Below are 26131 nucleotides of genomic sequence, written 5' to 3'. Positions count from 1 at the left end.
ACTGCTCATGTTTTGGAATTTACTGATTCTAGATTTAATGATCATGTTGCTGAGCTGGCTACTTGCCACTATAAATGGCCGAGTTGGAATTGTAGATGCTGCATGGAGTTTCTGTCTGGCAGTAAACATTATTGTGTCTTCTTTACTCATTTCAGTTGCCCCAGTTGAAGTGCGTCTTTTTATCGGTATTTTTAGCGGCTTATGGTTTTTAAGATTATTTTGGCATCTGTTAAGACGTTATCAATCTGAACAAAAAGAAGATGGCCGTTACGCGAGCATGCGTAAAGCGATGGGTAAGTTTCAGCATATTGGCTTTTTATTATTTTTTATCTTTCAAACACTTTTAGTGCTTTTGTTCTTTTTGCCGATGTGGACGCTCCTCAATGTAGAGGCAACTGAATGGAATAGTGGATATAAAGTCGCTTTAGTAATTGCAGCTGTCATCATGGCAATTGCTTTCATTGGAGAACAACTCGCTGATCAGCAATTATACCGATTTAAATTAAATCCAGATCATCATGGCAAAACGATGGATCAGGGTTTATGGCGTTATTCACGTCACCCCAATTATTTTTTTGAATGGTTACACTGGTTTGCCTATCCAATTATTGGTTTAGCGGCAGGCCAATATGTATTGTGGATTTATCCGTTACTGATGTGGCTATTTTTATATTACGTCACGGGTATTCCATTTAGTGAAAAACAAGCAATTAAAAGTCGCGGTCAAAATTATCTTGATTATCAACAAAAAACATCAATGTTTATTCCGCGAAAACCCAAAAAATAGGTGCGCATATGGATTTTATTGTTCATCAGTCTTTGAAAATTGTTGAAAGTGGTGTGATTCCAGATCATGCCATTCGAGCTGCAATTCGTGCTTTAAGTAAAAAGCGCTTAATTCAAGAAGGGCGTTATGACCCTGAACAATGGGCACAGCGCTATATGGATGTGCTTAATATGCTGAAACGGAGCGAAATCGCCGTTGAAACGGACAAGGCAAATGAGCAGCACTATGAATTGCCGACCGAGTTTTTTCAGGCAGTGCTTGGAAAAAGACTCAAATACAGTGCTTGCTATTTTCCAACTAAAACAACAACTTTAGATCAGGCAGAGGAGCTCGCACTTCAGCTTTACTGTGAAAGAGCACAACTTAAAAACGGCCAACATATTTTAGAGTTAGGCTGTGGCTGGGGTTCTTTAACTTTGTGGATGGCAGAAAACTATCCACGCTCACAGATTACTGCTGTTTCAAACTCTGCAACCCAGAAAAAGCATATTCTTGGGCAAGCAAAGTTGAAGGGTTTAACGAATCTTGAAGTGGTCACATGTGATGTGAATGTGCTCGAATTAGACCAAGATCAGTTTGATCGGGTTGTATCGGTTGAAATGTTTGAACACGTTCGTAACTATCAACGTCTTTTTGAGAAAATTCAGGGATGGTTGAAGGCAGATGGTCTACTTTGGTGTCATATTTTTTGCCATCGCTTTTTACATTATCCTTTTGAAGTAAAATCAGATTATGATTGGATGTCCAAGTATTTCTTTACTGGCGGTTTAATGCCTGCGACGTCAACTTTTTTGCATTTTCAAGAGCATTTAGAATTGGCTCAACAGTGGCAGTGGTCGGGTGAGCACTATATGAGAACGGCAAATGCTTGGCTTGATAACATGGATAACCAAGAAGTCGAACTGAAGCCACTGTTTAAAAAAATCTATGGAAAAGATGCCAATATTTGGTGGCAACGCTGGCGTATTTTCTTCATGGCTTGTGCTGAGTTATTTGGTTTTGAGCAAGGTCAAGAATGGGTCATTGGTCACTTTTTATTTAAAAAGCGATCATAGTAATTTCTATAGCCTATCCCGGCGATAAAGATATGATAAAAACTCGACATGATGGCAAAGCGAGTCATCCATTAGCCCAAATGTTCAACCGATATTACTGGTTGCAGATTGGTCTGATTGCATTATCGATCGTGGTCGGGTTGGCTTGTAGTGCTTGGGTAATTAAAGGCTCTTTACTTAAAACCGCTTTAGAACAGGAAATGGAGCATTACTGGTTACGCATAGAACGTAATCCAAATGCTGATTTACCAGATACTAAAAATTTATATGGATATCGGTGGAATACACAGGTCGCGCCTCAACCTTTTCGGGGCATGCATTTAGAAAGTGGCGTGCACCGAGTATTCGTTGATGGTAAAGAGCGAATGACGGTCTATGGTGAGCGTAATGGTCAGCATGTTCTATTGGTATTTGGCGAAAGTAATGTTAATAAACTGATCTGGTTATTTGGTCTTGCTCCCCTCATGTTCAGCTTATCTGTTCTATATAGCTTTTTGTGGTGGTCAAACCGAAGAGCAAGACGCTATTTTTCTCCAATTACACGTTTGGCGAATGCTTTAGAAAATATCGATTGGGCACATCAAGATACTCAGGCATCTCCTTTTAGAGATATTAATACCAATGGCAACATGGAAGCCGAATATCTCAAACAAGCTTTAGAAAAATATCATCAGGTTTTAAGTGATTTTATTCGACGCGAAAGAGAATTTACTGGAGATGTGAGTCATGAGTTACGCACTCCACTCACCATTTTGAAAGGTAATGTGCAACTGTGTCAGGCGAAATATGGAGACGATAAATCTTTAGTCCGTCTTCATAACACAATTGAAGATATGCAGCTGCTCGTTGATACCTTACTTGCGATTGCACGTAATACGGTACAGAGCTTGCCATCTGAGAAAAATTTATTATCCAAAACAGTAAGGGATTTAGTTGAAAGTTTAGAAGTGATGAGTGTGAGTAAAGGAATACATATTAGTATTCATCCAAACTCAGCTGAACAGCCACGCTGGTTATATCCTTCTATGACTCAAATGGTTTTAAGCAATATTTTACGTAATGCGCTTAACTATTCTCAAGGTTCACAAATCGACATTATTCAACAAAAAAACAGCCTGATTATTGCAGATAACGGAATTGGAATTTCTTTACCTAACGATGTAAAGGTGCAAGAGCTCAGCGACACACAACTTTCCATAAAGGCTAAAGGTCATGGCATTGGTTTGCAATTGGTACAAAAGCTTTGCAAGCAATTAGGATGGCGAGTTGAGCTGTTTGATCGGCAGTACTATTTAACCACTCATCCTGAACTCGATTTGGAGCCAACCACAGGCTTAATTGTTGTAGTCTATTTAAGTTGAGTCGCGGAATCTTCCAAAGCAATTTTTAAACCGACACCTGCTACTGTATGTAATAGTTTAGGATCAAAAGGTTTATCAACCATTTTTCTTAGGTTATAGATGTGACTGCGTAACGCATCGCTTTCAGGTTCTTCGTCTCCCCATAATTCCATCATCAGTTCTTGCTTAGTCACTACTTTTGGAGACTGGCGCATCAAAATTTTTAATAATTTAAATTGAATAGGCGGCAATTCGATATTATTTCCGGCACGAATAACTGTTTGGGTTGCGCTATCAAGAATTAAGTCATGAATCTGAATTTTATGATGAGTAACTTCGCCAGCTGCTCTTTTAATTAATGCACGAATCCGCATCACTAGTTCGTTAAAATCAAAGGGTTTTACTAAATAATCATCTGTTCCAGCGGTAAAACCTTTAAGTTTGTCATCTAAAGTATCTCTTGCTGTCAGCATAAGGACTGGAATATCAACGCCTTGTTCGGTGCGTAGCCAGTTACATAGGTCATAACCTGAGCCGTCGGGTAAGTTTATATCGAGCAGCAAAAGATGATAATGCTGCGATTTGAGAAAAGTCCGTGCAGCATCTAAATTACGCGCATGATCGATGATATAACCATGCACTTCAAGAAATTCGCAGACGGTTGCTGCAAGTTCAAAATGGTCCTCAACCATGAGGATAAAATGATTACCCATAAGATTTTATTAAGCCATTAATTTAATAATTGTTGTTTTAATTTAGCATTAAATGGTTCACTACCAAACCAGATTTTAAAATATTGATTTGCATTCGGATTGTTTAAAGAACCGAGTAGCTTCTGGTTTAATTTTAGTTCTAGTTTTTGATTTTCATGTTGGTAATACAAACTATATAAGTCTCCATTTTTGATGGGTCTATAAAGTTCATTAATATGATTAAGCGGAGATTTTGCATCAAATCCACTAATATTCTTTTTCAAATAATGGGTTGCTGCACGTTTAAAAGCCCACTCGGGAATATCGCGGTTATAGCTAAAGTCCATTTTGATGCTTTGACTCTGCCAATTTTTTAAGCAATCTTCAGCAAAGTAACTGACATTTCCCACTTTCTTACTCGTGACCATCAAAGGTGCTGAACTACATTTTTTCAGTTCAGCCGCGTTAGCTTGAGATACGATTAAGATTCCTAAAAATATCAAGATTCGACTTTTTTGAACGGCAATATCCATTTATATACTCCTCCAAATATGGGTAAAGAACGGTAAAGGCCATTCGCTGGATCCCAATAATCTTGCTGGAAAATAATTTTTTGTTGTTCATTAATCTTAATCTGACTAATTCCATAAGAAGTCATGGTTTTTGAACGACCTAGCATTTTAAAGTCATAGGTCATGTACCAATGGATATAGGCTGTATCTTGGTGATGAGTTGCACTAATGAGTTTTACCGTGACATTATTCACTCGGGCATTCATGCCTTCAAAATGCTTAATCAGATCTTTTTTCTGAGAGAACTGCGAAAGTGTATCGTTAATATAAAGCTGATCAGCGTAGAGATTGCCAGCATTGCTTATAAAGGAAGGGGTACCAAGCGTATTAAAGGCAGCAACAAAACGATTGCCGATATCTAACGCCTGTTGGTCATTTAATTCTATTCCAGTAATTTTTTGCTCGGCTTTACCGTAGTCATCAGAGTAGCTAGGCACACTTTTACACGCTGTTAAACCTATCAAGGTAATCAGCCCTAGGGCTGTAGTTATAATTTTCATGTCTATATCCGAGCCAACTTTATAAGATTAAATTAAAGAGCTGGTCGTGAAGTTTGCGTGAATTCTTATATTTATGATTTGGATTTAATGCTGGTTTCTTTGAGGCAAATAGATCTTCACTAACTTAAAGTTTTTTATAGTAATTTTATTTTTTATCAAAGAAATTACAGATCTTTTTTGAAAAAGATAACATCCATATTCATGTAACTAGATGAGTTTGTTTTTTCAAAACCAAGTTTATTTAATAAGTTGTGGGCAGGTAAATTATCTTTTTCTGAAAAAGCGATCACATGCTTGAAGTTTCGATTTTGCATGTCTTCTAGTAATTTAAGTGAAGCTTCAACAACATAGCCTTTATTTCGTTCACTTTTAATAAGTCTAAAACCTAGTTCAGCTTCTGCTTTGCCATCAACCTCACAAGTTTCAAAACCACAATAACCAATAATTTTATAGGTATCTTTTAAGACGATAGCCATTTTGCCAAAATTATGATTTTTATAGTGCTCCAAAATTTCTAAAAAACGATCAGTTGCTGCCTCAGTTGATAAGGCACCATGAGGTGAAAAAGCCATAAAATCTTTGTCTTGAAACATCTCCAACATAATAGGTAAGTTTTCTTCAAGGAATGGCCGTAAAATTAAACGTTCTGTTTCTAACATAGAGGTCTTATTAAATAGTTTAAAAAATTATAGCTTATAAGATGAATAATAATTCAATAAAGAAAGCAATTTTATTCTAGCTGCGCTTTACCGATAAGATATATAGATAAGTTTTGCATAAATAGAAGGATTCAATAATGAAAACAATCGGTTTATTAGGCGGAATGAGTTGGGAATCTACAGCGCTTTATTATCAACAAATCAATAAAATGGTTCATCGTAAATTAGGGAAATTGCACTCAGCTAAGGTCATTATTAATAGTGTTGATTTTGAAGAAATAGCAGCCTTGCAAGCAAAAGGCCTATGGCAAGAAGCAGGTGCATATTTAGCGGAGCAAGCACTAAATTTAGAAAAAGCAGGGGCAGAGTGTATTTTAGTGTGTACCAACACCATGCATAAAGTTGCTGCACAGATTGAAGATTCAATTACCGTTCCTTTCTTACACATTGCCGATGCAACAGCAAAAGAAATTTTGAGTCAAAACATTGGTAAAGTTGCACTGTTAGGGACAGCTTTTACAATGGAGCAAGATTTTTATAAAGCTCGATTGCAGGATTATGGAATTGATGTGGTTATTCCAAATGAAGCCGACCGAAAAATAGTCCATAGCATCATTTATGAAGAACTTTGTTTAGGTGTGATTAACCCCAATTCTCAGCAAAAGTACATCGCTATTGTAGAGAGGCTCATTGCTGAAGGAGCTCAAGGAATTATCCTAGGTTGTACCGAAATTTGTATGTTAATTGGTGAGCTTAAATTCTCGGTTCCTTTATTTGATACCACCACTATTCACGCAAAAGAGGCGGTAAGTTTTAGCTTAACTTGAGAAAATAAACTAAGTAAATGAGAATGAATAAATTATTAGAATTTAATATAGAAATGGAGGATAACTTTTGAAATTTAGATCAAAAATTGATTGGTGGCTTTTATTAATATTTGTTGTGATCACTGCCAATATCGTTATGAAAATTTATGAAGCAAATTATCATTATTCTTTAGCTTCAAATTTTCCTCACCTCGTCATTTATAGTTTAGTCATTTTGGTTATTTGGCTTCCCATCTTTAATACCTATTATCTAGTAGAAAACAATACCTTAATTATTAGGAGTTTAGTGTTTCGATGGAAAATTAATATTAATGATATTACTCGCATAGAACCTACTCATAATCCACTTTCCTCTCCAGCATTATCGCTAGATCGACTCAAAATTTATTATATAAAAAATGAAAAAATCGCAACGGTTATGATTTCACCAAAAAATAAAGAAGTTTTTTTGCAAGCGATAAACAAAAGACTCCATTAAAGTTGCTTGTTTAATTGCAGACATAAATTACGCTATTTCCATGACGACAAAAATAAATGGTGATAAATCATGACTAAACGTTTTTTACTGCCAATTTTTGGCACTACAGTTGTAGTTCTTGTTGCAGGATGTGCTTCATCCTCTCAATATCCAATTATCGACAGTTATGGGCCAGACCCAAAACTTCCTGAACCAAAAACAAGCCTATTACCAACCGTTAATATAGCCCCAGCAGAAGGTTGGCCAAATGGCGCTATGCCAACTCCAGCAGAAGGTTTAAAGGTCAAAGCATTTGCCAAAGGACTTGAACACCCGCGTTGGCTTTATGTGTTACCAAATGGCGATGTATTGGTTGCCGAAACAGATGCTCCGCCTAAACCAGAAGACAGCAAAGGTATTAAAGGTAAAATCATGTCTTTTGTGATGAGACGTGCAGGCTCATCTCACCCAAGTGCAAACCGTATTAGCTTACTTCGTGACACCAATGGAGATGGCGTCGCTGATAAGAAAACGGTATTCCTTCAAAACTTAAATTCTCCATTTGGTATGGCATTGGTTGGTAATAACTTATATATCGCCAATACAGATGCACTGGTGCGTTTTCCTTATCAGGAAGGTGAAACTCAAATTACGGCCAGTGGAACTAAAGTGTTGGACTTACCGGGTGGCCCTTTAAATCACCATTGGACCAAAAATGTAATTGCCAATCGCGAAGGTACAAAGCTGTACATTACTGTCGGTTCTAACAGTAATGTTGCTGAAAATGGTCTAGATCAAGAAAAAGGTCGCGCACAAATTACAGAGTTTGATATTGCAAGTGGTCAGTCACGCCCATTTGCAACGGGGCTACGTAATCCAAATGGTATGGCTTGGCAACCTCAGAGTGGAAAACTCTGGACGGTGGTTAATGAGCGCGATGAAATTGGTAGTGACTTAGTACCCGATTATATGACATCGGTTCAAGACGGTGCTTTTTATGGTTGGCCTTACAGCTATTATGGTCAACATGTTGATGTGCGAGTAAAACCACAAAATCCGGAAATGGTTGCTCGTGCAATTAAGCCCGACTATGCACTAGGCAACCATACAGCTTCTTTAGGCCTCACATTTTATACAGCCGAACTGATGCCACAATTTAGAGGAGGGGCATTTATTGGTCAGCATGGTTCTTGGAACCGTAAGCCTCACAGTGGTTATAAAGTCATTTTTGTACCATTTAGAAGTGGACAACCCTCAGGTCCACCGCAAGATATTTTGACTGGATTCCTCAGCGACAAAGGTAAAGCCTATGGTCGTCCGGTAGGTGTGGCAATTGATTTCTCAGGTGCTGTGTTAGTTGCAGATGATGTGGGCAATACGATTTGGCGTGTTTCACCAGTTGCTGAAACAACGTATGAGACTCCATATAAAAATAAATAGTTAGAATCTCATTTTACGACTTCATTATTTTTATCTTATTTAAACAGTATGAGATAAATAAATATTTTAAAATAACTAACTAATTTTCCCGAACTTTGGTGAATTAGTTAGTTTTCTTTATCTATCTATTTTTTAGTCTGAGTTAAATCTGTTTCTTTTTACAATTAATAATTAAATTTTGATAGCATTCGCGTTATACACAATAAGAATTGTATATGAATTATGACCGATCAATTAAGAGCAAAATTTGAAAATTTAGAACTTAACGCAGGTTTAGGGAAAATTAGCGCCTTTATTTCAATGTCACTCAGCTTACTTTGCTTATTTGGTGCATTATGTTTTTTATTTCCCAGTATATTAACCACTCCAGAACTCCGTCCTCTTTACGCAAAACACTATCACCTTTTTTATTATGGCCTGATCACAGGCATTGTTATTAGTGCTGGTTTCGGTGCTTTTAGTGCCATTATCCGTCAAAACAGATATGGGTTTTACGGGCTGTGTTTTTCACTTGTGGCAGCGGTTTTGGGTTGTGGTGTAATTGAAGCACCCGTTTTGCCAAGTGTACCGTTTTATGCAGGTATCGATTATTTTGTACTAACTTTATTTATTTTAGCGTTCATTTTTATTCCACTTGAAGGCTTTTTTGCTAAGAATCCTGAACAAAAAATATTAAGAGTAGGATGGGTGACCGATATGAAATATTTCATGGTCAGTCATATTGGGATTCAATTATTCAGCTTTTTAACGGTTATGCCAATTCAATATTGGATTACACATTTGCCCGATAATCCAATTGTACCTTACGTACAATCTCAGCCAATTTGGCTGCAATTTATTGAATTACTTATTGTGGTCGATTTTACGGTGTATTGGTTACATCGTGCCATGCATGAGGTTAATTTCTTATGGCGCTTTCACGCGATTCATCATTCGACTGAATATATGGATTGGTTAGCATCTTCTCGTTTGCATGTCATTGAAGTGCTCATGACTCGTTTTATTGCGACTTTACCGATTTTCCTGTTAGGTTTTCATACTTCAGCTGTTTTTGCTTATTTAATCTTTATTTCATTTCACGCTATTTTTATTCATTCCAATGTGCGTTTTCGTTTTCCATATTTGCGCTGGATTATCGCTACACCAGAATTCCACCATTGGCATCACTCTTCAGAAAAACCTGCGATTGATAAAAATTACGCTGCTTTTATTCCTCTATATGATGTCATCTTCAAAAGTGTATATATGCCAAATCATCTGGCAAGCGTGTATGGCACGGTAGGTTATAAAATTCCAAATAGTTTTATAAAACAATTTACCTGGCCATTTAAAAAGTATGTAAAGCGGTTTTTAAAACCTTGGCGTGAACAATGAAATAAAAAATAGCCTCAATAGAGGCTATTTTTTATAGGCTTATTTACTTTTAAAGTTTTTAAAAATCAGAAGAAGGGCAACAAGCGATAGTAAGATAATAAAACAAATATAACTATTTGCTGTATGCATGAGCCCAACTTTTCCAACAAAATAGCCAGCTAAAATTGCAGGAATACTAAATGCCAAGTAACTTTCAACAAAAAATGCAGCCATAAGACCTGCACGTTCTTCTGGTAAAGCTAGAGGCATTACTGTGCGGATTGCGCCCATAAAAGCTGTACCAAAACCAACTCCGGTAATAATAGAACCGAGAAATAAAACTACTGCACTTGTAAGATTAATTGCTAAAAATAAAACAGTTGAACCAATAGCAATTGAAAGAGTACCTGTTAATAAAATACGGTAATTTGTTGACTTTCTAAGCGTTAATATACCGGCTGCACCTGAGAGTGCTAGCGCCATGAAGGTGATTCCGTTTAACCACGCTGAAGATGTCTCGAAAATTTTTGCCAGTAAAGAGGGCATAAGTGATAAGAAGAAACCACTGACCATCCAAAGAGCAATATTAATCGGACTAATACTCAATAAAGCGCTTTTTGTTTGTGGCGGAATAGCCATATTGGGTTTTAAAGAGGCAAGTGCACCAGATCTTTTCTGGACTGTCTCTGGAGTAAAAAAACTTAAAATGAGTTCACAAATAAGAAGAAGGCACAAGAATTCAAAAACAAGCTGTAATGGTTGGGCAGAGAATTGCAAAATAGAACAAGTTAGAAATATACCAACAGCCATGCCGACCATTGGTGCGATACTATTAATAAGCGAACCCTGAAGCTTACTAAAATCTAAAATTGCTGCGCCTATAGCCGAGACAGCAAGCCCTGTTGCAATTCCTTGTAAGCCCCGTGCAATAAATAACATCGAAACATCTGAAGCAAATAAGAAAAAGCTCATCGAAATAATTTGCAGAAAAATGGCTGCAATAATGACAGGACGGCGTCCAATATAGTCAGACAAAGAACCAATAATCAGTAATGAACCCAGCAGAGTAAAAGCATAAGTTGCAAAAATTAAAGTCAAAGTGACAGGTGAAAATTGCCAAAGCTGTTGATATAGACGATAAAGTGGAGTCGGTGCACTAGACGCCGCCATAAAGGTCATGAGCGTGATTGTATTGAGTGTCAATGCACTTGCACTATCTAACTGAAAAACTGATCCAGACCGTTTTGAACTTGAATTGTTCATATAAGATGAATAACATAAAAGCGAATATTTAGCTTTTATACATTATTTTTACACTAAAGCAAATCCTTAGCTTTAGTGTGTTTTGTATATAAATATAAATATTTATAAATTTTTTGATCCCTTTACAGAGTTTATAAATGGCAAAAGTTGTTACTGGCTTACGTCCTGGTGGTCGTAGTGAAAGAATTCAAACTGCGGTGCATCAAGCGGTAAAAGAGCTTCAAAAAACCTTAGAACAGAGCCAAATTACCATACCGATGATTGCTCATGAGGCAGGAGTAACACCTTCAACAATTTACCGCCGTTGGGGGGATATTAATCAGCTATTTTCAGATGTAGCCCTAAATGAACTTAAACCCGATATGGAACCAAAAGATTTAGGTTCATTTCAGCTGGATATCACTGCATGGATTGAACAATATTTTGAGGAGTATTCTTCTGAAGTAGGGCAAACATTACTACGAGATGTACTATATACAACTGATTCTTCAAATGCTCGAAAATGTGAAACTCTAATTATTCAGCAACTCGATATTATTCAAGAAAGAGCTAAATCGCGTAATGAACCCACTATAAATAATGAAGAAATTATCGAGGCTGTTATTGCACCTATGCTATTTCGAATTTTATTCACTGATCGAGCTTTAAGCCTAGACTATGTTCATACTTTATTAGTACAGTTATTTAAAGCACATTCTGATTTTATTTAACAGAAAGCAGCATGTGAATCTAACTGTTTTTTAAAATATTTAAAATCTTATGTTGATTATAAAGTCATATATCAATTTTACTTATTATTTTTAAATTAAATCCCCATAATTTATAATTCATATGTTTTTTATAAAATCATTTATTTAATAAATGATGTTGCTATAAGGCATAATTAAGTATCTATAGCTGTTTTTGTGCCTAATTTTAATTAAAATATTTAATTTAAATAATAACTTATTGATAATTTATGTTGGATTTTTAATTTAAAAAAGGGGAGGGTGAGCATGATATTTATATGATTTATTACATGATTATTGAATTTTACATTTTTTAAATTTATAACACAGCCTGTTTTTTATTCTTTACAATGGCTTTTCCTTGATAAGGCGGCTTGTGGTGCGCGCTTTATATTTTATTTTTTTATCCCCATCGAAAAGGTATTTAGATAATGGATTTCAATACCCTTGACCAAGAAACGGTACAGAAAAAGCAGAAGTTTCACCAAATTTTGTATGTACAGGTCATCTTTGCAATTATTTTGGGCATTTTAATTGGTCATTTTTACCCAGAACTTGGCGAAAGTTTAAAACCGCTTGGTGATGCATTCATCAAGATCGTTAAAATGATTATTGCTCCCGTCATCTTTTTAACTGTTGTTACAGGCATTGCCAGTATGACAAACATGAGCCGAGTTGGCCGTGTAACTGGTAAAGCTATGCTTTATTTTCTTACCTTCTCAAGCTTGGCGCTTGTGGTTGGTATGGTTGTGGCAAATATTATTCAACCGGGTAAAGGTCTCAATATTGACCCAGCTACTTTAGTCAACGATAAAGTCAATACTTACGTTGAAAAAGCGCATGCGACAAATATTACCGACTTTTTTATGAATATTATCCCGCAAACGTTAGTCAGCCCTCTGGCTGGTGGCGAGATTTTGCAGGTTCTATTTGTAGCGGTGTTATTCGGTATTTCGTTAGCTGCATTGGGCGACCGTGCACGTCCGATTACTGATTTCTTAAATAACTTAACAGCGCCTGTTTTCTACCTTGTTGGTATGTTAATGAAGCTTGCTCCAATTGGGGCTTTTGGTGCAATGGCTTTTACTATTGGTGCATATGGAATCGAATCGATTGGTAATTTATTACTGTTAATTATGACGTTCTATATTACTGCTGTGTTGTTTGTCATCGTGATCTTAGGAGCTGTAGCTCGTTATAACGGCTTCTCAATTATTCATTTAATCCGTTATATCAAAGATGAACTTTGGCTGGTTTTAGGGACAAGTTCTTCTGAAGCAGCTTTACCATCTTTAATGGATAAAATGCAAAAAGCAGGTTGTGAAAAATCGGTGGTAGGTTTGGTGATTCCAACAGGGTATTCATTTAACCTTGATGGTACAAATATCTATATGACTATGGCTGCTCTGTTTATTGCCCAAGCGTGTAACGTAGACTTATCCATTAGTGAACAAATTGCCTTACTTCTTGTGGCAATGGTAAGTTCTAAAGGTGCAGCAGGGGTGACGGGTGCAGGCTTTATTACTCTGGCTGCAACTCTATCGGTTGTACCAGCGGTTCCTGTAGCAGGTATGGCTTTAATTCTTGGTATTGACCGTTTTATGTCTGAGTGCCGTGCATTAACAAATTTAGTTGGTAATGCTTGCGCAACAATTGTTGTAGCACGATGGGATAAAGCTTTAGATAAAGATCTCTTAGACAAAGCTTTAAAGAACCCTAAAGCACAATAATCTTATAAAAAAATCTGTAGCAGAGGGCAATTTGGGAGAGTAGCCCCGCTACAGATTTTTTGTTTAATATCTAACAATATATTTTAATTAAACCATTCTAAAGTTCTGCAATATTACTTATCTTTCAAAAAAGACAATACTGTAATTAAAATCGAGTCGTAAAAAATTATGCTTTTAAGTGATCCTCAAATTCTTCACCTAATTGCATCGCTAATGAATTACCTGCTAAATCACAGGTCACTAAACCATATTCTTTTTTAAAACTAAAAGTAAAACCTTTTCCATCAGCAAGATTTTTAACTGAATACCCTAACTTTTCTAACCAAATACGAAACGCAATCAAATTTTTAGCTTTAACAACCTTTTTCACGTGAGAACTCCTTCTATCCGTGGCATTACATCTCATTTATTAATAGGGTTTTAATTAGATTTTTTAAAGGGGGAAAACTTTGTTTTATTTTGCAACTTGTAAAAAAAGTAAAATAGAGAAAGAAATATTTTTAATTTTATAAAAATATGAGGGTGTTATGTAACTAAAAAATAATAATTTTTTAGTTAAGGTGTTGTTTGTTTGAGCATTGTTTAGAAAATATGGAATGAATAATATTTTTTAAATAAGGACGAAATTAAAATAAAGTAAATGTAAAAAATAATTACGATCAACAACCCTATGCAAAAAAGATACAGTTTTTTAAATGAAACTGTATCTTTGTATAAGAAGCTTAATTTTAAAAATTATCTTTAAGTGACCGTAGGTAAGCAAAGTCTTCAGCGCTTTCTGCACGAAGAAAAGGATTGGTTGCTAATTCGAGTTCAATGGTACTTGGTAGAGTGATTGATCCTTTATTACGTAGCTCACGGACTTCTTCAACTCGTTCAGATAAGGCGTGGTTATGTGGCTCTACCGTTAAGGCAAATTCGGCATTTGAAAGGGTGTATTCATGCGTACAATAAACTTTGGTTTGTGTTGGTAATGCTGCTAGACGGCTCAGTGAGTGATACATTTGTTCAGCCGTACCTTCAAATAATCGACCACATCCCATTGCAAACAAAGTGTCACCGCAGAATACAGCTTCTAACTCTTCAATAAAATACACAATGTGCCCTAAGGTGTGACCTGGGGTCGCAATAACCTCTACTTTTAATTCATTAAACTTTAGATGGTCATTGTGCCGTAAGGGGTGAGTAATTCCCGGAATCTTTGTGAGCTCATCACGTGGACCATAGACAGTAATATTTTGGGCAGCCGATAAATCCGCAACACCACCGATATGGTCTTTATGCCAATGAGTAAGCCAGATTTGCTTTAAAGTGAGTTGATGATTTTGACAAAATTGAGTAACAAGTTCAGCTTCTGTTGGATCAACTGCAACAGCCTCTTGGGTTTCAGTATCTTCTAAAATCCAGATATAGTTTTGGAGGGCATTCTGTACATCAATAAAATGAATTCTATAACGCATTGTTTTATCCTAAAACCAAATCCAAAGAGTAAATAATCACTGTTTTTGATAATAACAGAAAATGGTATTAAGCCACTCACTCAACCTTTTAATGAAAATGACTTATATAAAACAAAAAAGCCCCCATTTAGGGAGCTTTTTATATGAGTAATTAACGGATCTTAGAGAGCCAGTTACCTAGCGTCTGTACAATCTGTACTAAGAGCAATAGGACGATCACTGTTAAAATTACAACGCTTGTATCAAAACGTTGATAACCATAAGAGATTGCTAAGTCACCAATACCACCTGCGCCAACTGCACCAGCCATTGCTGTTGCACCAATCAAACTGATTGCCGCTGTCGTTAGGTTTAAAATGAGTGAACTGCGTGCTTCTGGCAAAATAAAGCGATAAATAATTTGCCAAGGTGTAGCACCCATCGCCTGAGCAGATTCAATAATTCCTTCATTTACTTCGAGTAGGGAAGTTTCAATCAAACGTCCCATATATGGACCAACGTAAATTGTTAAAGGAACAATCGCTGCCCATGTACCAATTGAAGTACCTACCAACAACTTGGTAAGAGGAATCACTGCAATAAGTAAAATAATAAATGGGAGAGAGCGTAACGCATTTACAATTGGGTTGAGTAAATGATAGACGAATCTATTTGGCAAAATACCTTCTGGGCGAGTTACAAGCAGGATAACCCCTTGAATGAAACCCCAAATACCACCAAATAAAAGCGCAAAAAACACCATGTGAAATGTTTCTTGTAGAGCTGTTACAAACTGGTCAATTGAAAGAGAACTGTGCCAGAAAGGTTGAGTAAGTTCAGTTAACCACTGTACGATTAAGTCTCTCATACTTGATCTCCTGATTGAACTACACTCACTTCATTTTTCTCTAAAAACTCGATAGCCTGCTTAATCAACTGAGGCTCACCTAGAAGCTGTACAAACATTTGACCAATGACAGTACCATTAATTTCAGTCATGTTAGCGAATAAGATATTTAAACTAATATCAAATTGTTTAATCAGTGACTGAATCACAGGTTCCTGAGCAGAACGGCCCAAAAACTGTAAACAGTAGATGCTATGGTGATGCTGATTTTCGAGTTGATTTAAAATATTCACAGGCAACTGTTGATGTAAAACAGTTTGTATAAAGTTTTTAGTCGTCGGATGTTGGGGATTACTAAAAATATCAATAGTTGAACCTTGTTCAATGACTTTTCCAGCTTCCATCACAGCTACATGGTCACAAACAGTTTCAATGACATCCATTTCATGGGTCACCATAACGATTGTGATTTTTTGCTCTTGATTGATTTTCTTGAGTAACTCTAAAACAGACTTGGTTGTTTGCGGGTCTAGGGCAGAGGTTGCTTCATCACACAAAAGAATTTTTGGATGATTTGCCAAAGCACGAGCAATACCAACACGTTGCTTTTGGCCGCCAGAAAGTTCATCAGGATAAGCATCTTTTTTATGCTTAAGATCAATGAACTCCAATAATTCATTTAAGCGCTTTTCACGTTCTGCTTTATTGTAATTCAGCAGACGCATTGGCATTTCGATATTTTCAGCAACCGTTTTGGTTTGTAGCAAATTGAAGTGCTGAAAAATCATACCAATATTTGCACGTTCCTGACGTAATGAACGCGCATCCAAAGCAGTGAAGTCCTTTTGATTAATGATAACCTGACCTTCATTTGGTCGTTCAAGTAAGTTAATCAGGCGGATTAAAGTACTTTTACCTGCACCACTATAGCCAATAATACCAAAAATACTCCCTTCAGGAATTTCCAAATTAATTTGGTCCAGAGCTCGTATGGTTTGGCCTTTAAGCTGATAGTGCTTTGAAATGTTTTTAAATTGAATCATGTCGTCAAAAACTATGCTGAAAAGAAAAAACAGGCAAAGAGTTTTTGCCTGTTTCGCGTTGCAGCTATTATATTACTATTTAGCTTCTGAGAGATAGCTGATTGGTTTATCTACATCAACTTTTGTTCCACCAAAGTGTTCTTCAACGTATTTTTTAACAGCTGGAGTGTGATAAAGCTTACCAACTTTTTGCAAGACAGGATCATTTTTACGTGATTCAGCAGTTGCCAGAACGTTGATACTAAGTTTTGTGGTTTGATCCACAGGTTCAAAGAAAATAGAATCTTTGAGTACGTTTAAACCGCCTTCGATTGCTAAGCTGTTACCTAATGCAACAGCATCAACTTCATTTTTAAGACGTAATACAGTTTCCATTTTGATTGGTTTGATATCGACCTTTTTAGGATTTTCGATAACATCAATCGGACTGCCCTGAATAGGATTAAAGTCAGATTTAAGCTTGATTAAGCCAGCAGTTTGTAACAAGAGTAAAGCACGGGCTTCGTTGGCAGCATCATCTGGGATTGCAATAATTGCACCTTCAGGAAGCTCTTCAATTTTCTTGTACTTACTTGAATAAATACCCATTGGCTCAAGATAAGTGGTAGAGACAGCTGCAATCTTATCCGGGTTTGAATTATTAAATGCAGTAAGATAAGAATAAGATTGGAAAGCGTTCAAATCTACTTCTTTATTTGCAATTGCTGTATTCATTGAAACATAGTCTGAGAAGTTTTTTACTTCTAACTTCAGTCCTGCAGCTTGGGTTTCAGGTAAAGATGCAATGTAACGCCATATGTCAGCATCTGAGCCGGTAGAGGCAATTACTACCTTTTGTACTTTAGAACTATCATTGTTTTGTTCGGCTTGTTGAGCATTTTCTTCTTTACTGCATGCTGTCAATAATACTACTGACATACTTAAAAAAAGGCTGATCAGCTTTTTCATTTAAAAAAGTCCTGATTAAGATATAGAACAATAACGATTGATCTATATCAATATGAAAAGAGAGGAGTTGGAATTACAACTAGTCTAAACTCTGTGATCTTTTTCTGGGGTTCCATAATTTGCTTGCATTTTGGCTATAACAGAGGGTAATTGTTTAATAAACAAAAACTGTTTCCCCAAACAGTTCATCCCCAACAGTAGCCAAACGAGCATTCATAAATTTAGAATATTAAAAAACTCTCTACAGGCATAATTTGTAGAGCAAGTCTTTATGGAAATTATTAAAACAGCAGTGTCTGATGACAGTTACAACTTTGCCTTAATGATAGCAATAAAAATGTAGTTGATATAGAGGGCTTTTTTCTATTTGTAGATATCTTAATTAATCTTATAAAAAAATTTATATCATTTTCTTATAGTGTGGCAAAAAATAAAAAAGCTCCCTAAATAGGAAGCTTTTTTATTAACTTTTATTCAGCTTTTTCTCGTGCAATTGCGCGATAGCCAATGTCACTACGATATTGCATACCTGTAAAGGTCACTTGTCCGCATACTTCAAGTGCATTAATTTGTGCTTCAAGTACGCTGTCACCTAGTGCAGTTACACAAAGAACTCGACCACCAGAAGTCACGATGTGACCATCTTCACGAGTTGCAGTGCCTGCATGGAAGATTTTAGTATCTTCTGGTGATTGTCCAATACCAGAAATTACATCGCCTTTACGTACACTATCAGGATAACCTTCGGCTGCAAGTACGATACCGATTGACTTACGTTCATCCCATTCAGCTTCTTTTGGTAAGTTGCCGGCAATACCAGCTTCTACCAATTCAACAAGAGATGACTTTAAGCGCATCATGATTGGCTGAGTTTCAGGATCACCAAAACGACAGTTGAACTCGATCACACGTGGTTGACCTTGTTCATCAATCATTAAGCCAGCATATAAGAAACCAGTGTAGACATGTCCGTCAGCAGCCATACCTTCAACAGTTGGACGCATGATTTCAGTCATAACACGTTCGAAAATTTCAGAAGTTACCACCGGAGCAGGAGAGTAAGCACCCATACCGCCAGTGTTAGGACCTTGATCGCCTTCAAAAATACGCTTGTGATCTTGTGAAGTTGCCATTGGTAAAATGTTTTTACCATCAATCATACAAATGAAAGAAGCTTCTTCACCTGCTAGGAACTGTTCAATTACAACACGTGAACCAGCATCACCAAATTTGTTGCCTGCAAGCATGTCATCAATTGCTGCAAAAGCTTCTTCGTTGGTCATTGCAACGATTACACCTTTACCAGCAGCAAGACCATCTGCCTTAATTACAATTGGTGCACCATTTTTTTCAACATAAGCTTTAGCTGCATCAACTTCCGTAAATACTTCGTAAAAAGCAGTTGGAATGTTATGACGCTTTAAAAAATGTTTAGCAAATGCTTTTGAGCCTTCAAGCTGCGCAGCATATTGAGTTGGTCCCCAAATTTTTAGACCTGCTTCGCGAGCAGCATCTACCACACCATTAACTAAAGGTGCTTCTGGGCCAACAATAATAAGTTCAACATTATTTTCTTTAGCAAAAGCGATAATTGCAGGGTTGTCTAAAATATCAAGCTGAACATTAACGCATTTGTCTTCAGTTGCAGTTCCCGCATTTCCTGGTGCAACGAAAACTTCAGTAACTTTGGTATCTTGCGCGATTTTCCATGCCAAAGCATGTTCACGACCACCACTACCTAAAACTAAAATATTCATTTTTAATTTGTTCCTTAACTTTAATCCTTGTCATCCCCCTCTATTCCTCAAGGTGGAGTTTAGCTCCATTATTGTGGAAAACCCTCCTGAATAAAAGGAGGGTTAGGGAGGACTAAATTTAAATTAGTGGCGGAAATGGCGCATACCAGTGAACACCATTGCAATACCAGCTTCGTCTGCTGCAGCGATTACTTCTTCATCACGCATAGAACCACCTGGTTGAATGATGCATTTAATGCCAGCTTTAGCAGCATTATCAATACCGTCACGGAACGGGAAGAATGCATCAGAAGCCATTACAGCACCTTCAACAACCAAACCAGCATGTTCAGCTTTAATGGCAGCAATACGCGCTGAGTTGACGCGACTCATTTGACCTGCACCTACACCAATAGTTTGGCGGTTTTTAGCATAAACAATTGCGTTTGATTTTACATATTTTGCTACTTTCCAAGCAAAGATAAGATCATCAATTTCTTGTTCAGTTGGCGCACGCTTCGTAACTACTTTAAGATCATCTTTAGTGATCATGCCCAAGTCTTGATCTTGAACAAGTAAGCCACCATTTACGCGTTTATAGTCAAGTTGCGGTGCACGTGCATCAATTGCAGGTAACTCACCACATACTAAAACACGTACATTTTTCTTCGCGCCAGTTACTTCAAGTACGCCATCAGCGATACTTGGAGCAATAATCACTTCAACGAATTGACGCTCTACAATTGCTTGAGCAGTTGCAACATCTAATTCACGGTTGAATGCAATAATACCGCCAAAAGCAGATTCTGGATCAGTTGCATAAGCTAAATCATAAGCAGCTTTAATGCCGTCTAAAGAAACCGCAACACCACAAGGGTTAGCATGTTTTACAATTACACAAGCAGGTTTTGCAAATGATTTCACACATTCAAGCGCAGCATCTGTATCTGCAATGTTGTTATAAGACAATTCTTTGCCTTGTAACTGTTTTGCAGTAGAAACTGACGCTTCTTTTGCATTGGCTTCGACATAGAAAGCAGCCGATTGATGTGGGTTTTCACCGTAACGTAAATCTTGTGCTTTATTCAATTGAGTATTGAATGTTCGAGGGAATAAGTCAGCTTCACCTTCGGTCTTACCAACGCGAGCGCCTAAGTAAGAAGCGATCATGCCGTCGTATTGAGCTGTATGTTCAAATGCTTTAACTGCTAAATCAAAACGTGTTTCATAAGAAAGTGAACCAGCAGTTTTTAATTCATTAATTACAGTGTCGTAATCAGAAGCATTAACTACAATACCTACTGAAGCATGGTTTTTAGCAGCTGCACGAACCATTGTAGGACCACCGATGTCGATATTTTCGATTGCATCAGGAAGAGTACAGTCAGGTTTTGCAACAGTTGCAGCAAATGGATAAAGGTTTACAACAACAAGATCAATCGGATCAATGTTGTGTTCTTCCATAACTGCTTCGTCTAAACCGCGACGAGCAAGAATACCGCCATGAATTTTTGGATGTAATGTCTTAACACGACCATCCATCATTTCAGGGAAGCCAGTATGTTCAGATACTTCTACAACCGCGATATTATTATCTTTAAGCAACTTATATGTGCCGCCTGTAGATAATAGTTCTACCCCTAGAGCTGCAAGGTTTTGAGCAAATTCGACAATTCCTGTCTTATCAGATACAGAAATCAAAGCACGTTTAATAGTCATGATGTTTAATTCAACAATTTCAAGTCTACGGATTAAAACCAATAAGCATAAAAAAATGCCCACGACGTCGTGAGCATTTTATCATTTATTCACTCATTAAACCGTGAGCTTTTAACTTTTTACGTAAAGTGCCACGGTTGAGTCCAAGAATTTCTGCAGCACGCGTTTGATTACCACGTGTATATTCAAGAACTACAGATAAAAGAGGTTTCTCCATTTCTGCTAGCACCATGTCATATACCTGAGATGGTTGCTCACCTTGCAATTGTGCAAAATAATGACGAACTGCGCGATCCACGTGGATGCGAAGAGCAACATCAGATTGTGCAGTAAAAATAGGAGATTTGCTATTCATGCGAGTTAATCCGAAAATCAAATACTAACTTGGGTAAAGTAGTATATAAATGTGGTCTAAAAATACGGAGTCCTGTTTTAGATCCTAAAACAGTGACTCTAAAACATAAGAACAATTAGCTTGCCATATTTCTTCGTATTGAATAAAAAATAAGCGTAACAATAATTAAATATTTGTTACAGCCCCCTCAAAAACAAAAAAAGTTAGGCTATGCGCTTAAAGTAGAAAAGCACACATGCTTAACAGTATTTTTTTGGGATTGAGAGCGAGGAGTATATGAGTCAAAGCTTTCGTGGCGCGTATAATACCATTGTCTAGGAAAAAGTGAGCAAATTAACTGCATTTTTTTTTATTTTTTTTTCACTTTTTTTACATTTTAGGGGTGGACAATTTCTAATCGATAATTTACTAGCCTTTTTTTGCTTTTGTTTAGCTCAAATTGAAATCGAAAAGGAGTGTTTGATGGAATGCGTTGAATACCCCTTAAGTTTTCAACTAGATATTGTTGAGGGGTTAATATGATTTCCTCTGTTTTGTCTGGCTCTGTTGCAAAAATCAACTTTAGGTTAGGAAGCTCAATACTTTTATCATTCTGGTTGAGCAATATGCCTGAGAACTGGGTATGGTTTGTATCGATCTTGCGGACTTTTAACTTTTCTATATAGATAAGTTGATAAAGTTCGGCTGATTTATTGCAATGCAGTATTTGACAAACATAATTAAATGTATGGCTGACGGTTGGGCTTGCATGCATGAGTTTAGGGTTAAACCAGAGAATTTGAAAAGTAAAAACTAAAATTAAAATAAGGTTGGCAGAACTCCAGAGCGTATAGTAAAGCCAACTATGCTTTTTATTGTTGTCTTGTTCTTGTGCGGATGCTTGCTCAGCTAAATTAAGGTTTGGTAGAGCATTAATAGGTTCGTTGTGAAAGTAATTTAAGTTGTTGAGATAGGTTAAAAGATCAATATTAGAATTCTCAACTTTTTGATCAAATATATCTAACACGTGAGAATGCGTCATATACTTTGTTTGCATTGAACCATTAGCTAAAGTATTGGAATTGACCATGACTGGCTGTTCAATATTAATCAGATTGGTTAGTGCATTAAAGGTTGAATCACATTTAGGACAACAAACCATACCCTGAGCGACAGTCAATTGAGTAAGAGATACTTTATAGACTGTTAAACACTTAGGGCAGCGGGTTTGTTTTTCATTCATGAGTTAAAATCTCAATTTATTTTTTACGTTTTCCTGAAATGCGACACCAGTTTTCTTCGCGTTTTTCGACATCTAATATATCAAAAAATTCAGAATAAACACGTGAAACATCAGCAACTTGCTCTTCAATTACGCCGGCAAGTGCAAACTCGCCCTTAGATTTAGTTAAATTTGCAAACTCAGACGCAAGCGCCATTAATGGGCCAGCTAAAATGTTTGCAACTAAAACGTCTGCTTGCTGAGGTTTGAATTCTTGATTGAATTCTTCAGGGAGACCTACATATAGTCGATCTAATACCCCATTAAGTTCAGCATTTTGTTTTGTTGCTAAAACAGCTTGCGGGTCAATATCAGTGGCATATACTTTTTTAGCGCCTAATAATAAAGCGGCTACACCTAAAATGCCTGAACCACAACCATAATCAATTACGATTTTATCTTTAACGTCAGTTTTGCCTAACCATTGTAAGCATAGGAACGTACTTGCATGGTTACCTGTACCAAATGCAAGACCTGGATCTAGCTTAATATTAGTTGCGTCTGCTTCTGGAGGCTCTAGCCATTCAGGTACGATCCAGAACTTTTCCCCAATTTGGATTGGCTCATAATAATCCATCCATGCGCGTTCCCACACTTGATCTTCAAGTTCTTCATGGCGCATAGGAACATCTGGAAGTTGAGCTTTTAAGAAAGCTTCTAAAGTGTCGACATCAATTGGGTCTTGTTCGTCTTGTTGATAGATGCCTGTCACGATCACTTTGTTCCATAAAGGTGTTTCACCAGGTAATGGTTCAAGTAAAGCCTGATCTTCAGCATCATCCAGCGTTACGCTTACCGCACCTAGAGACATTAAAAGTGTTTCTGTGAACTCAACTTGTTCTTGATCAACGGTAATGTGTATTTGTAACCACTTCACGAAAAGGACCTAAAAATTTTATTTAAAGGCGTATTGTAGCGGACTAGATCATTTTAAAAAAGAAAACGGCCCATCTTTAATGGACCGTCTTTGAAAATACTGATGAGATATAGCAGAAAATAAATGGCTTCTTCTATACCTATGTTAAAACAGATTAAGGAGCAGGGGCCTTAAATTGTAACTTACCATTTTCGTTTGGTTGGCAAGTACCGTTAAAGGTTACACCGTTGTGATTGTAAGAAACCCATTCACCTTGCTGTTTTTTTGCACAGACTCGAATTTGTTTTTGCATTTCGGCTTTGCTCGTGTCAGCAGCATGGGTAAAAGTTACGCCTGAAAAACAAATTAGAGATGCAGTTAAGATTTTTAACATGGTCGTTTTCATTTTGTATTCCTTCTCGTTGCGTTAATTTTAAAGTCATAGAAGTGCTGTACGTTTTTTATTCTAAGATGAATTGGTTTTAAAAACATTCACTTTGTATTGAATTCATGAAACAAAATGTCAAATCATGTGGCGTACCGTAAATTATGTGAAGACAATTTTGTAATTATGTACATCAATATGCAGATAATTTTGCTATAATGTTCCGTCTTTTTTTTCTGGTGTTTTTGTACTCATGCACTATCCTAAAGTTTATGATGTTATCGTTATCGGTGGCGGTCACGCAGGTACGGAAGCGGCCCTCGCTGCTGCGCGTATGGGACGACAGACTTTGCTTTTGACCCATAACATTGAGACTTTGGGCCAAATGAGTTGTAACCCAGCAATCGGTGGTATTGGTAAGTCGCATTTAGTACGCGAAATTGATGCACTTGGTGGCGCAATGGCGTTAGCTGCCGATAAAGGTGGTATTCAGTTCCGTATTTTAAATTCGCGTAAAGGTGCAGCTGTGCGTGCAACACGTGCTCAAGCTGACCGTGTTCGTTATAAAGCCGCTATTCGTGATACTTTGGAAAATCAAGCAAATCTTGACATTTTCCAGCAAGCAGCTGATGACCTGATTGTTGAAGGCGATACCGTTAAAGGTGTTGTTACCCAAATGGGTATTCGCTTTGATGCTAAAACTGTTGTGTTGACTACAGGTACATTCTTGGGTGGTGTAATCCACGTTGGTTTAGAAAAATCAAGCGGTGGTCGTGCGGGGGACCCTCCTTCTATTGCACTTGCTCAACGTTTACGTGAATTAAAATTACCAGTGGGACGTTTAAAAACTGGTACTCCACCACGTATTGATGCACGTTCAGTTGATTTTTCAGTCATGATTCCGCAGCCGGGTGATTTTCCATCTCCGGTGATGTCATTCATGGGTGATGCTTCTATGCATCCTGAACAAGTAAACTGTTATATCACTCATACAAATGAAAAAACCCACGACATTATTCGTGGTGGTTTAGACCGTTCACCAATGTACACTGGTGTTATTGAAGGTGTAGGTCCGCGTTACTGTCCATCAATCGAAGATAAAATTCATCGTTTCGCTGATAAAGACTCACATCAAGTATTCTTGGAGCCAGAAGGTCTAGATACACACGAACTTTATCCAAACGGTATTTCGACTTCTTTACCATTTGATGTTCAGTTCGAGCTTGTACGCTCAATTCGTGGTATGGAAAATGCTCATATCTTACGTCCGGGCTATGCAATTGAATATGACTATTTCAACCCGCAAGCTTTGAAATTTACACTCGAGACTAAAGCGATTAATGGCTTGTACTTTGCTGGTCAAATTAATGGTACAACAGGTTACGAAGAGGCTGGTGCCCAAGGTTTACTTGCAGGTTTAAATGCTGCGCGTCGTGCGTGGGAGCAAGAAGAATGGACGCCTAAACGTGACCAAGCTTATATGGGTGTGTTGGTTGATGATCTCATCACGTTAGGTACTAAAGAACCGTACCGTATGTTTACCTCACGTGCTGAATATCGTTTGATGCTGCGTGAAGATAATGCGGATCAGCGCTTGACTTCTATTGGCCGTGAACTTGGTTTGGTTGATGATGTACGTTGGGCTGCTTATTGTGAAAAAATGGAAGCGGTTGAGCGCGAAACCTCTCGTTTACAACATTTGTGGGCAGCACCAAATAACCCTATGGGTAAAAAATTCGTTGAGATGACGGGTGCTGATTTGAGTAAGGAATGTAGTGCGATTGATTTGCTTAAGCGTCCTAATATCACCTTCGGTCAAATTGCTGAACTTACTGGTTCTGAAGTTTCAGAACAAGTGGGTGAGCAAATTGAAATTGCTGTGAAATATGAAGGTTACATTAACCGTCAGCACGAAGATGTTGCTCAATTAAAACGTCTTGAAGAAACCAAAATACCTGCTGATTTTGACTATGATGTAGTGTCAGGCTTATCACGTGAAATCACGCAGAAGTTAAAAACAGTTCTTCCAGAAACTTTAGCTCAAGCAAGCCGTATTCCTGGTGTTACACCAGCAGCAGTTCAGCTTGTAATGATCACAATTCGTAAGAACAATATGATTAAGAAAACAGCTTAATTATT

The 26131-nt window shown here is 37.2% G+C and carries 26 protein-coding genes; 10 read left to right on the top strand and 16 right to left on the bottom strand.

The window, feature by feature from the left end; genetic code table 11:
• Window positions 1–7: 7 nt before the first annotated feature.
• The 3 genes from HJG58_RS15745 to HJG58_RS15735 are packed head-to-tail and all read left to right on the top strand — an operon-like array spanning window position 8 to window position 3203.
• Complete coding sequence (locus HJG58_RS15745) at window positions 8–787, top strand: DUF1295 domain-containing protein (protein ID WP_170249605.1); 780 nt, start codon at window positions 8–10, stop codon at window positions 785–787.
• Between the two features lie 8 nt (window positions 788–795).
• Window positions 796–1842, top strand: a complete 1047-nt coding sequence (locus HJG58_RS15740) for an SAM-dependent methyltransferase (protein ID WP_170249604.1) — start codon at window positions 796–798, stop codon at window positions 1840–1842.
• A 32-nt stretch (window positions 1843–1874) separates the two neighbouring features.
• Window positions 1875–3203 carry a sensor histidine kinase gene (locus HJG58_RS15735; protein ID WP_170249603.1) on the top strand — a complete coding sequence of 443 codons (1329 nt, stop codon included), beginning with the start codon at window positions 1875–1877 and terminating at the stop codon, window positions 3201–3203.
• Here the strand turns inward: HJG58_RS15735 and HJG58_RS15730 are convergent.
• The 4 genes from HJG58_RS15730 to HJG58_RS15715 form a co-directional block, all read right to left on the bottom strand.
• On the bottom strand, window positions 3191–3895 hold the full coding sequence (locus HJG58_RS15730; RefSeq protein ID WP_170249602.1) for a response regulator transcription factor: 705 nt from the start codon (window positions 3893–3895) through the stop codon (window positions 3191–3193). The genes HJG58_RS15735 and HJG58_RS15730 overlap by 13 nt on opposite strands.
• Before the next feature lie 17 nt (window positions 3896–3912).
• Window positions 3913–4407, bottom strand: a complete 495-nt coding sequence (locus HJG58_RS15725; protein ID WP_170249601.1) for a chalcone isomerase family protein — start codon at window positions 4405–4407, stop codon at window positions 3913–3915.
• Complete coding sequence (locus HJG58_RS15720) at window positions 4374–4946, bottom strand: nuclear transport factor 2 family protein (RefSeq protein ID WP_216076594.1); 573 nt, start codon at window positions 4944–4946, stop codon at window positions 4374–4376. Before HJG58_RS15720 ends, HJG58_RS15725 begins: the two co-directional genes overlap by 34 nt.
• A 164-nt stretch (window positions 4947–5110) precedes the next feature.
• The gene (locus HJG58_RS15715) at window positions 5111–5605 is read right to left on the bottom strand and encodes a GNAT family N-acetyltransferase (protein ID WP_170249600.1); all 495 of its coding nucleotides are present in this window, start codon (window positions 5603–5605) and stop codon (window positions 5111–5113) included.
• A 137-nt stretch (window positions 5606–5742) separates the two neighbouring features.
• On the opposite strand from HJG58_RS15715, the gene HJG58_RS15710 reads away from it, so the two are divergent.
• The 4 genes from HJG58_RS15710 (at window position 5743) to HJG58_RS15695 (ending at window position 9703) form a co-directional block, all read left to right on the top strand.
• Window positions 5743–6432: an aspartate/glutamate racemase family protein gene (locus HJG58_RS15710; RefSeq protein ID WP_170249599.1), complete on the top strand. Its 690-nt coding sequence runs from the start codon at window positions 5743–5745 to the stop codon at window positions 6430–6432.
• Between the two features lie 67 nt (window positions 6433–6499).
• The gene (locus HJG58_RS15705; RefSeq protein WP_170249598.1) at window positions 6500–6910 is read left to right on the top strand and encodes a PH domain-containing protein; all 411 of its coding nucleotides are present in this window, start codon (window positions 6500–6502) and stop codon (window positions 6908–6910) included.
• 69 nt (window positions 6911–6979) lie between these two features.
• Window positions 6980–8329 carry a PQQ-dependent sugar dehydrogenase gene (locus HJG58_RS15700; protein WP_170249597.1) on the top strand — a complete coding sequence of 450 codons (1350 nt, stop codon included), beginning with the start codon at window positions 6980–6982 and terminating at the stop codon, window positions 8327–8329.
• Between the two features lie 222 nt (window positions 8330–8551).
• Window positions 8552–9703, top strand: coding sequence for a sterol desaturase family protein (locus HJG58_RS15695; protein ID WP_170249596.1), 1152 nt, complete (start codon window positions 8552–8554; stop codon window positions 9701–9703).
• Window positions 9704–9742: 39 nt separating this feature from the next.
• Here HJG58_RS15695 and HJG58_RS15690 read toward each other — a convergent pair whose 3' ends face one another.
• Window positions 9743–10945 carry an MFS transporter gene (locus tag HJG58_RS15690; protein ID WP_216076593.1) on the bottom strand — a complete coding sequence of 401 codons (1203 nt, stop codon included), beginning with the start codon at window positions 10943–10945 and terminating at the stop codon, window positions 9743–9745.
• Window positions 10946–11082: 137 nt separating this feature from the next.
• Between HJG58_RS15690 and HJG58_RS15685 the strand changes: the two genes are divergently transcribed.
• On the top strand, window positions 11083–11655 hold the full coding sequence (locus tag HJG58_RS15685) for a TetR/AcrR family transcriptional regulator (RefSeq protein WP_170249595.1): 573 nt from the start codon (window positions 11083–11085) through the stop codon (window positions 11653–11655).
• Window positions 11656–12104: 449 nt separating this feature from the next.
• Window positions 12105–13403, top strand: coding sequence for a dicarboxylate/amino acid:cation symporter (locus HJG58_RS15680; RefSeq protein WP_170249594.1), 1299 nt, complete (start codon window positions 12105–12107; stop codon window positions 13401–13403).
• A gap of 166 nt (window positions 13404–13569) precedes the next feature.
• Here the strand turns inward: HJG58_RS15680 and HJG58_RS15675 are convergent, their stop codons facing one another.
• The 11 genes from HJG58_RS15675 to HJG58_RS15625 all read right to left on the bottom strand — a co-directional run bounded on the left by HJG58_RS15675 (window position 13570) and on the right by HJG58_RS15625 (window position 24013).
• Window positions 13570–13773 carry a hypothetical protein gene (locus HJG58_RS15675; protein WP_002119766.1) on the bottom strand — a complete coding sequence of 68 codons (204 nt, stop codon included), beginning with the start codon at window positions 13771–13773 and terminating at the stop codon, window positions 13570–13572.
• A gap of 358 nt (window positions 13774–14131) precedes the next feature.
• Window positions 14132–14863, bottom strand: coding sequence for a hydroxyacylglutathione hydrolase (gene gloB / locus HJG58_RS15670; RefSeq protein WP_170249593.1), 732 nt, complete (start codon window positions 14861–14863; stop codon window positions 14132–14134).
• A 151-nt stretch (window positions 14864–15014) separates the two neighbouring features.
• Entirely contained in the window at window positions 15015–15710 is a 696-nt protein-coding gene (locus HJG58_RS15665) for a methionine ABC transporter permease (RefSeq protein ID WP_170249592.1), read from the bottom strand.
• Entirely contained in the window at window positions 15707–16732 is a 1026-nt protein-coding gene (locus HJG58_RS15660) for a methionine ABC transporter ATP-binding protein (protein ID WP_002119636.1), read from the bottom strand. Before HJG58_RS15660 ends, HJG58_RS15665 begins: the two co-directional genes overlap by 4 nt.
• 75 nt (window positions 16733–16807) lie before the next feature.
• Window positions 16808–17680 carry a MetQ/NlpA family ABC transporter substrate-binding protein gene (locus HJG58_RS15655; protein WP_170249591.1) on the bottom strand — a complete coding sequence of 291 codons (873 nt, stop codon included), beginning with the start codon at window positions 17678–17680 and terminating at the stop codon, window positions 16808–16810.
• 470 nt (window positions 17681–18150) lie between these two features.
• On the bottom strand, window positions 18151–19437 hold the full coding sequence (gene purD / locus HJG58_RS15650; RefSeq protein WP_170249590.1) for a phosphoribosylamine--glycine ligase: 1287 nt from the start codon (window positions 19435–19437) through the stop codon (window positions 18151–18153).
• Window positions 19438–19560: 123 nt separating this feature from the next.
• The gene (gene purH, locus HJG58_RS15645) at window positions 19561–21135 is read right to left on the bottom strand and encodes a bifunctional phosphoribosylaminoimidazolecarboxamide formyltransferase/IMP cyclohydrolase (protein WP_025465553.1); all 1575 of its coding nucleotides are present in this window, start codon (window positions 21133–21135) and stop codon (window positions 19561–19563) included.
• An 85-nt stretch (window positions 21136–21220) separates the two neighbouring features.
• Window positions 21221–21490, bottom strand: a complete 270-nt coding sequence (gene fis / locus HJG58_RS15640; protein ID WP_001086304.1) for a DNA-binding transcriptional regulator Fis — start codon at window positions 21488–21490, stop codon at window positions 21221–21223.
• A gap of 376 nt (window positions 21491–21866) precedes the next feature.
• Entirely contained in the window at window positions 21867–22712 is an 846-nt protein-coding gene (locus tag HJG58_RS15635; protein WP_170249589.1) for a zinc-ribbon and DUF3426 domain-containing protein, read from the bottom strand.
• Between the two features lie 16 nt (window positions 22713–22728).
• Window positions 22729–23628, bottom strand: coding sequence for a 50S ribosomal protein L11 methyltransferase (prmA, locus tag HJG58_RS15630; RefSeq protein ID WP_170249588.1), 900 nt, complete (start codon window positions 23626–23628; stop codon window positions 22729–22731).
• Between the two features lie 154 nt (window positions 23629–23782).
• Window positions 23783–24013 carry a hypothetical protein gene (locus HJG58_RS15625; protein ID WP_002119672.1) on the bottom strand — a complete coding sequence of 77 codons (231 nt, stop codon included), beginning with the start codon at window positions 24011–24013 and terminating at the stop codon, window positions 23783–23785.
• Window positions 24014–24245: 232 nt separating this feature from the next.
• On the opposite strand from HJG58_RS15625, the gene mnmG reads away from it, so the two are divergent.
• Window positions 24246–26126 carry a tRNA uridine-5-carboxymethylaminomethyl(34) synthesis enzyme MnmG gene (gene mnmG / locus HJG58_RS15620; protein ID WP_017385460.1) on the top strand — a complete coding sequence of 627 codons (1881 nt, stop codon included), beginning with the start codon at window positions 24246–24248 and terminating at the stop codon, window positions 26124–26126.
• Window positions 26127–26131: the final 5 nt, after the last annotated feature.

The organism is Acinetobacter geminorum (assembly GCF_013009345.1).
Taxonomy (GTDB): domain Bacteria; phylum Pseudomonadota; class Gammaproteobacteria; order Pseudomonadales; family Moraxellaceae; genus Acinetobacter; species Acinetobacter geminorum.
This window is presented reverse-complemented; position numbering and strand designations above follow the sequence as displayed.

Excerpts from the sequence above, each read along its gene's own strand:
- purH (WP_025465553.1), bottom strand. The coding sequence starts at position 21,135 with ATGACTATTAAACGTGCTTTGATTTCTGTATCTGATAAGACAGGAATT.
- HJG58_RS15665 (WP_170249592.1), bottom strand. The coding sequence starts at position 15,710 with ATGAGAGACTTAATCGTACAGTGGTTAACTGAACTTACTCAACCTTTC.
- HJG58_RS15685 (WP_170249595.1), top strand. The coding sequence starts at position 11,083 with ATGGCAAAAGTTGTTACTGGCTTACGTCCTGGTGGTCGTAGTGAAAGA.
- fis (WP_001086304.1), bottom strand. The coding sequence starts at position 21,490 with ATGAATAGCAAATCTCCTATTTTTACTGCACAATCTGATGTTGCTCTT.
- HJG58_RS15725 (WP_170249601.1), bottom strand. The coding sequence starts at position 4,407 with ATGGATATTGCCGTTCAAAAAAGTCGAATCTTGATATTTTTAGGAATC.
- mnmG (WP_017385460.1), top strand. The coding sequence starts at position 24,246 with ATGCACTATCCTAAAGTTTATGATGTTATCGTTATCGGTGGCGGTCAC.
- HJG58_RS15730 (WP_170249602.1), bottom strand. The coding sequence starts at position 3,895 with ATGGGTAATCATTTTATCCTCATGGTTGAGGACCATTTTGAACTTGCA.
- HJG58_RS15655 (WP_170249591.1), bottom strand. The coding sequence starts at position 17,680 with ATGAAAAAGCTGATCAGCCTTTTTTTAAGTATGTCAGTAGTATTATTG.
- HJG58_RS15660 (WP_002119636.1), bottom strand. The coding sequence starts at position 16,732 with ATGATTCAATTTAAAAACATTTCAAAGCACTATCAGCTTAAAGGCCAA.
- purD (WP_170249590.1), bottom strand. The coding sequence starts at position 19,437 with ATGAATATTTTAGTTTTAGGTAGTGGTGGTCGTGAACATGCTTTGGCA.
- HJG58_RS15695 (WP_170249596.1), top strand. The coding sequence starts at position 8,552 with ATGACCGATCAATTAAGAGCAAAATTTGAAAATTTAGAACTTAACGCA.
- HJG58_RS15745 (WP_170249605.1), top strand. The coding sequence starts at position 8 with ATGTTTTGGAATTTACTGATTCTAGATTTAATGATCATGTTGCTGAGC.
- HJG58_RS15715 (WP_170249600.1), bottom strand. The coding sequence starts at position 5,605 with ATGTTAGAAACAGAACGTTTAATTTTACGGCCATTCCTTGAAGAAAAC.
- HJG58_RS15735 (WP_170249603.1), top strand. The coding sequence starts at position 1,875 with ATGATAAAAACTCGACATGATGGCAAAGCGAGTCATCCATTAGCCCAA.
- HJG58_RS15700 (WP_170249597.1), top strand. The coding sequence starts at position 6,980 with ATGACTAAACGTTTTTTACTGCCAATTTTTGGCACTACAGTTGTAGTT.
- HJG58_RS15720 (WP_216076594.1), bottom strand. The coding sequence starts at position 4,946 with ATGAAAATTATAACTACAGCCCTAGGGCTGATTACCTTGATAGGTTTA.
- HJG58_RS15625 (WP_002119672.1), bottom strand. The coding sequence starts at position 24,013 with ATGAAAACGACCATGTTAAAAATCTTAACTGCATCTCTAATTTGTTTT.
- HJG58_RS15740 (WP_170249604.1), top strand. The coding sequence starts at position 796 with ATGGATTTTATTGTTCATCAGTCTTTGAAAATTGTTGAAAGTGGTGTG.
- HJG58_RS15710 (WP_170249599.1), top strand. The coding sequence starts at position 5,743 with ATGAAAACAATCGGTTTATTAGGCGGAATGAGTTGGGAATCTACAGCG.
- HJG58_RS15680 (WP_170249594.1), top strand. The coding sequence starts at position 12,105 with ATGGATTTCAATACCCTTGACCAAGAAACGGTACAGAAAAAGCAGAAG.
- gloB (WP_170249593.1), bottom strand. The coding sequence starts at position 14,863 with ATGCGTTATAGAATTCATTTTATTGATGTACAGAATGCCCTCCAAAAC.
- HJG58_RS15635 (WP_170249589.1), bottom strand. The coding sequence starts at position 22,712 with ATGAATGAAAAACAAACCCGCTGCCCTAAGTGTTTAACAGTCTATAAA.
- HJG58_RS15690 (WP_216076593.1), bottom strand. The coding sequence starts at position 10,945 with ATGAACAATTCAAGTTCAAAACGGTCTGGATCAGTTTTTCAGTTAGAT.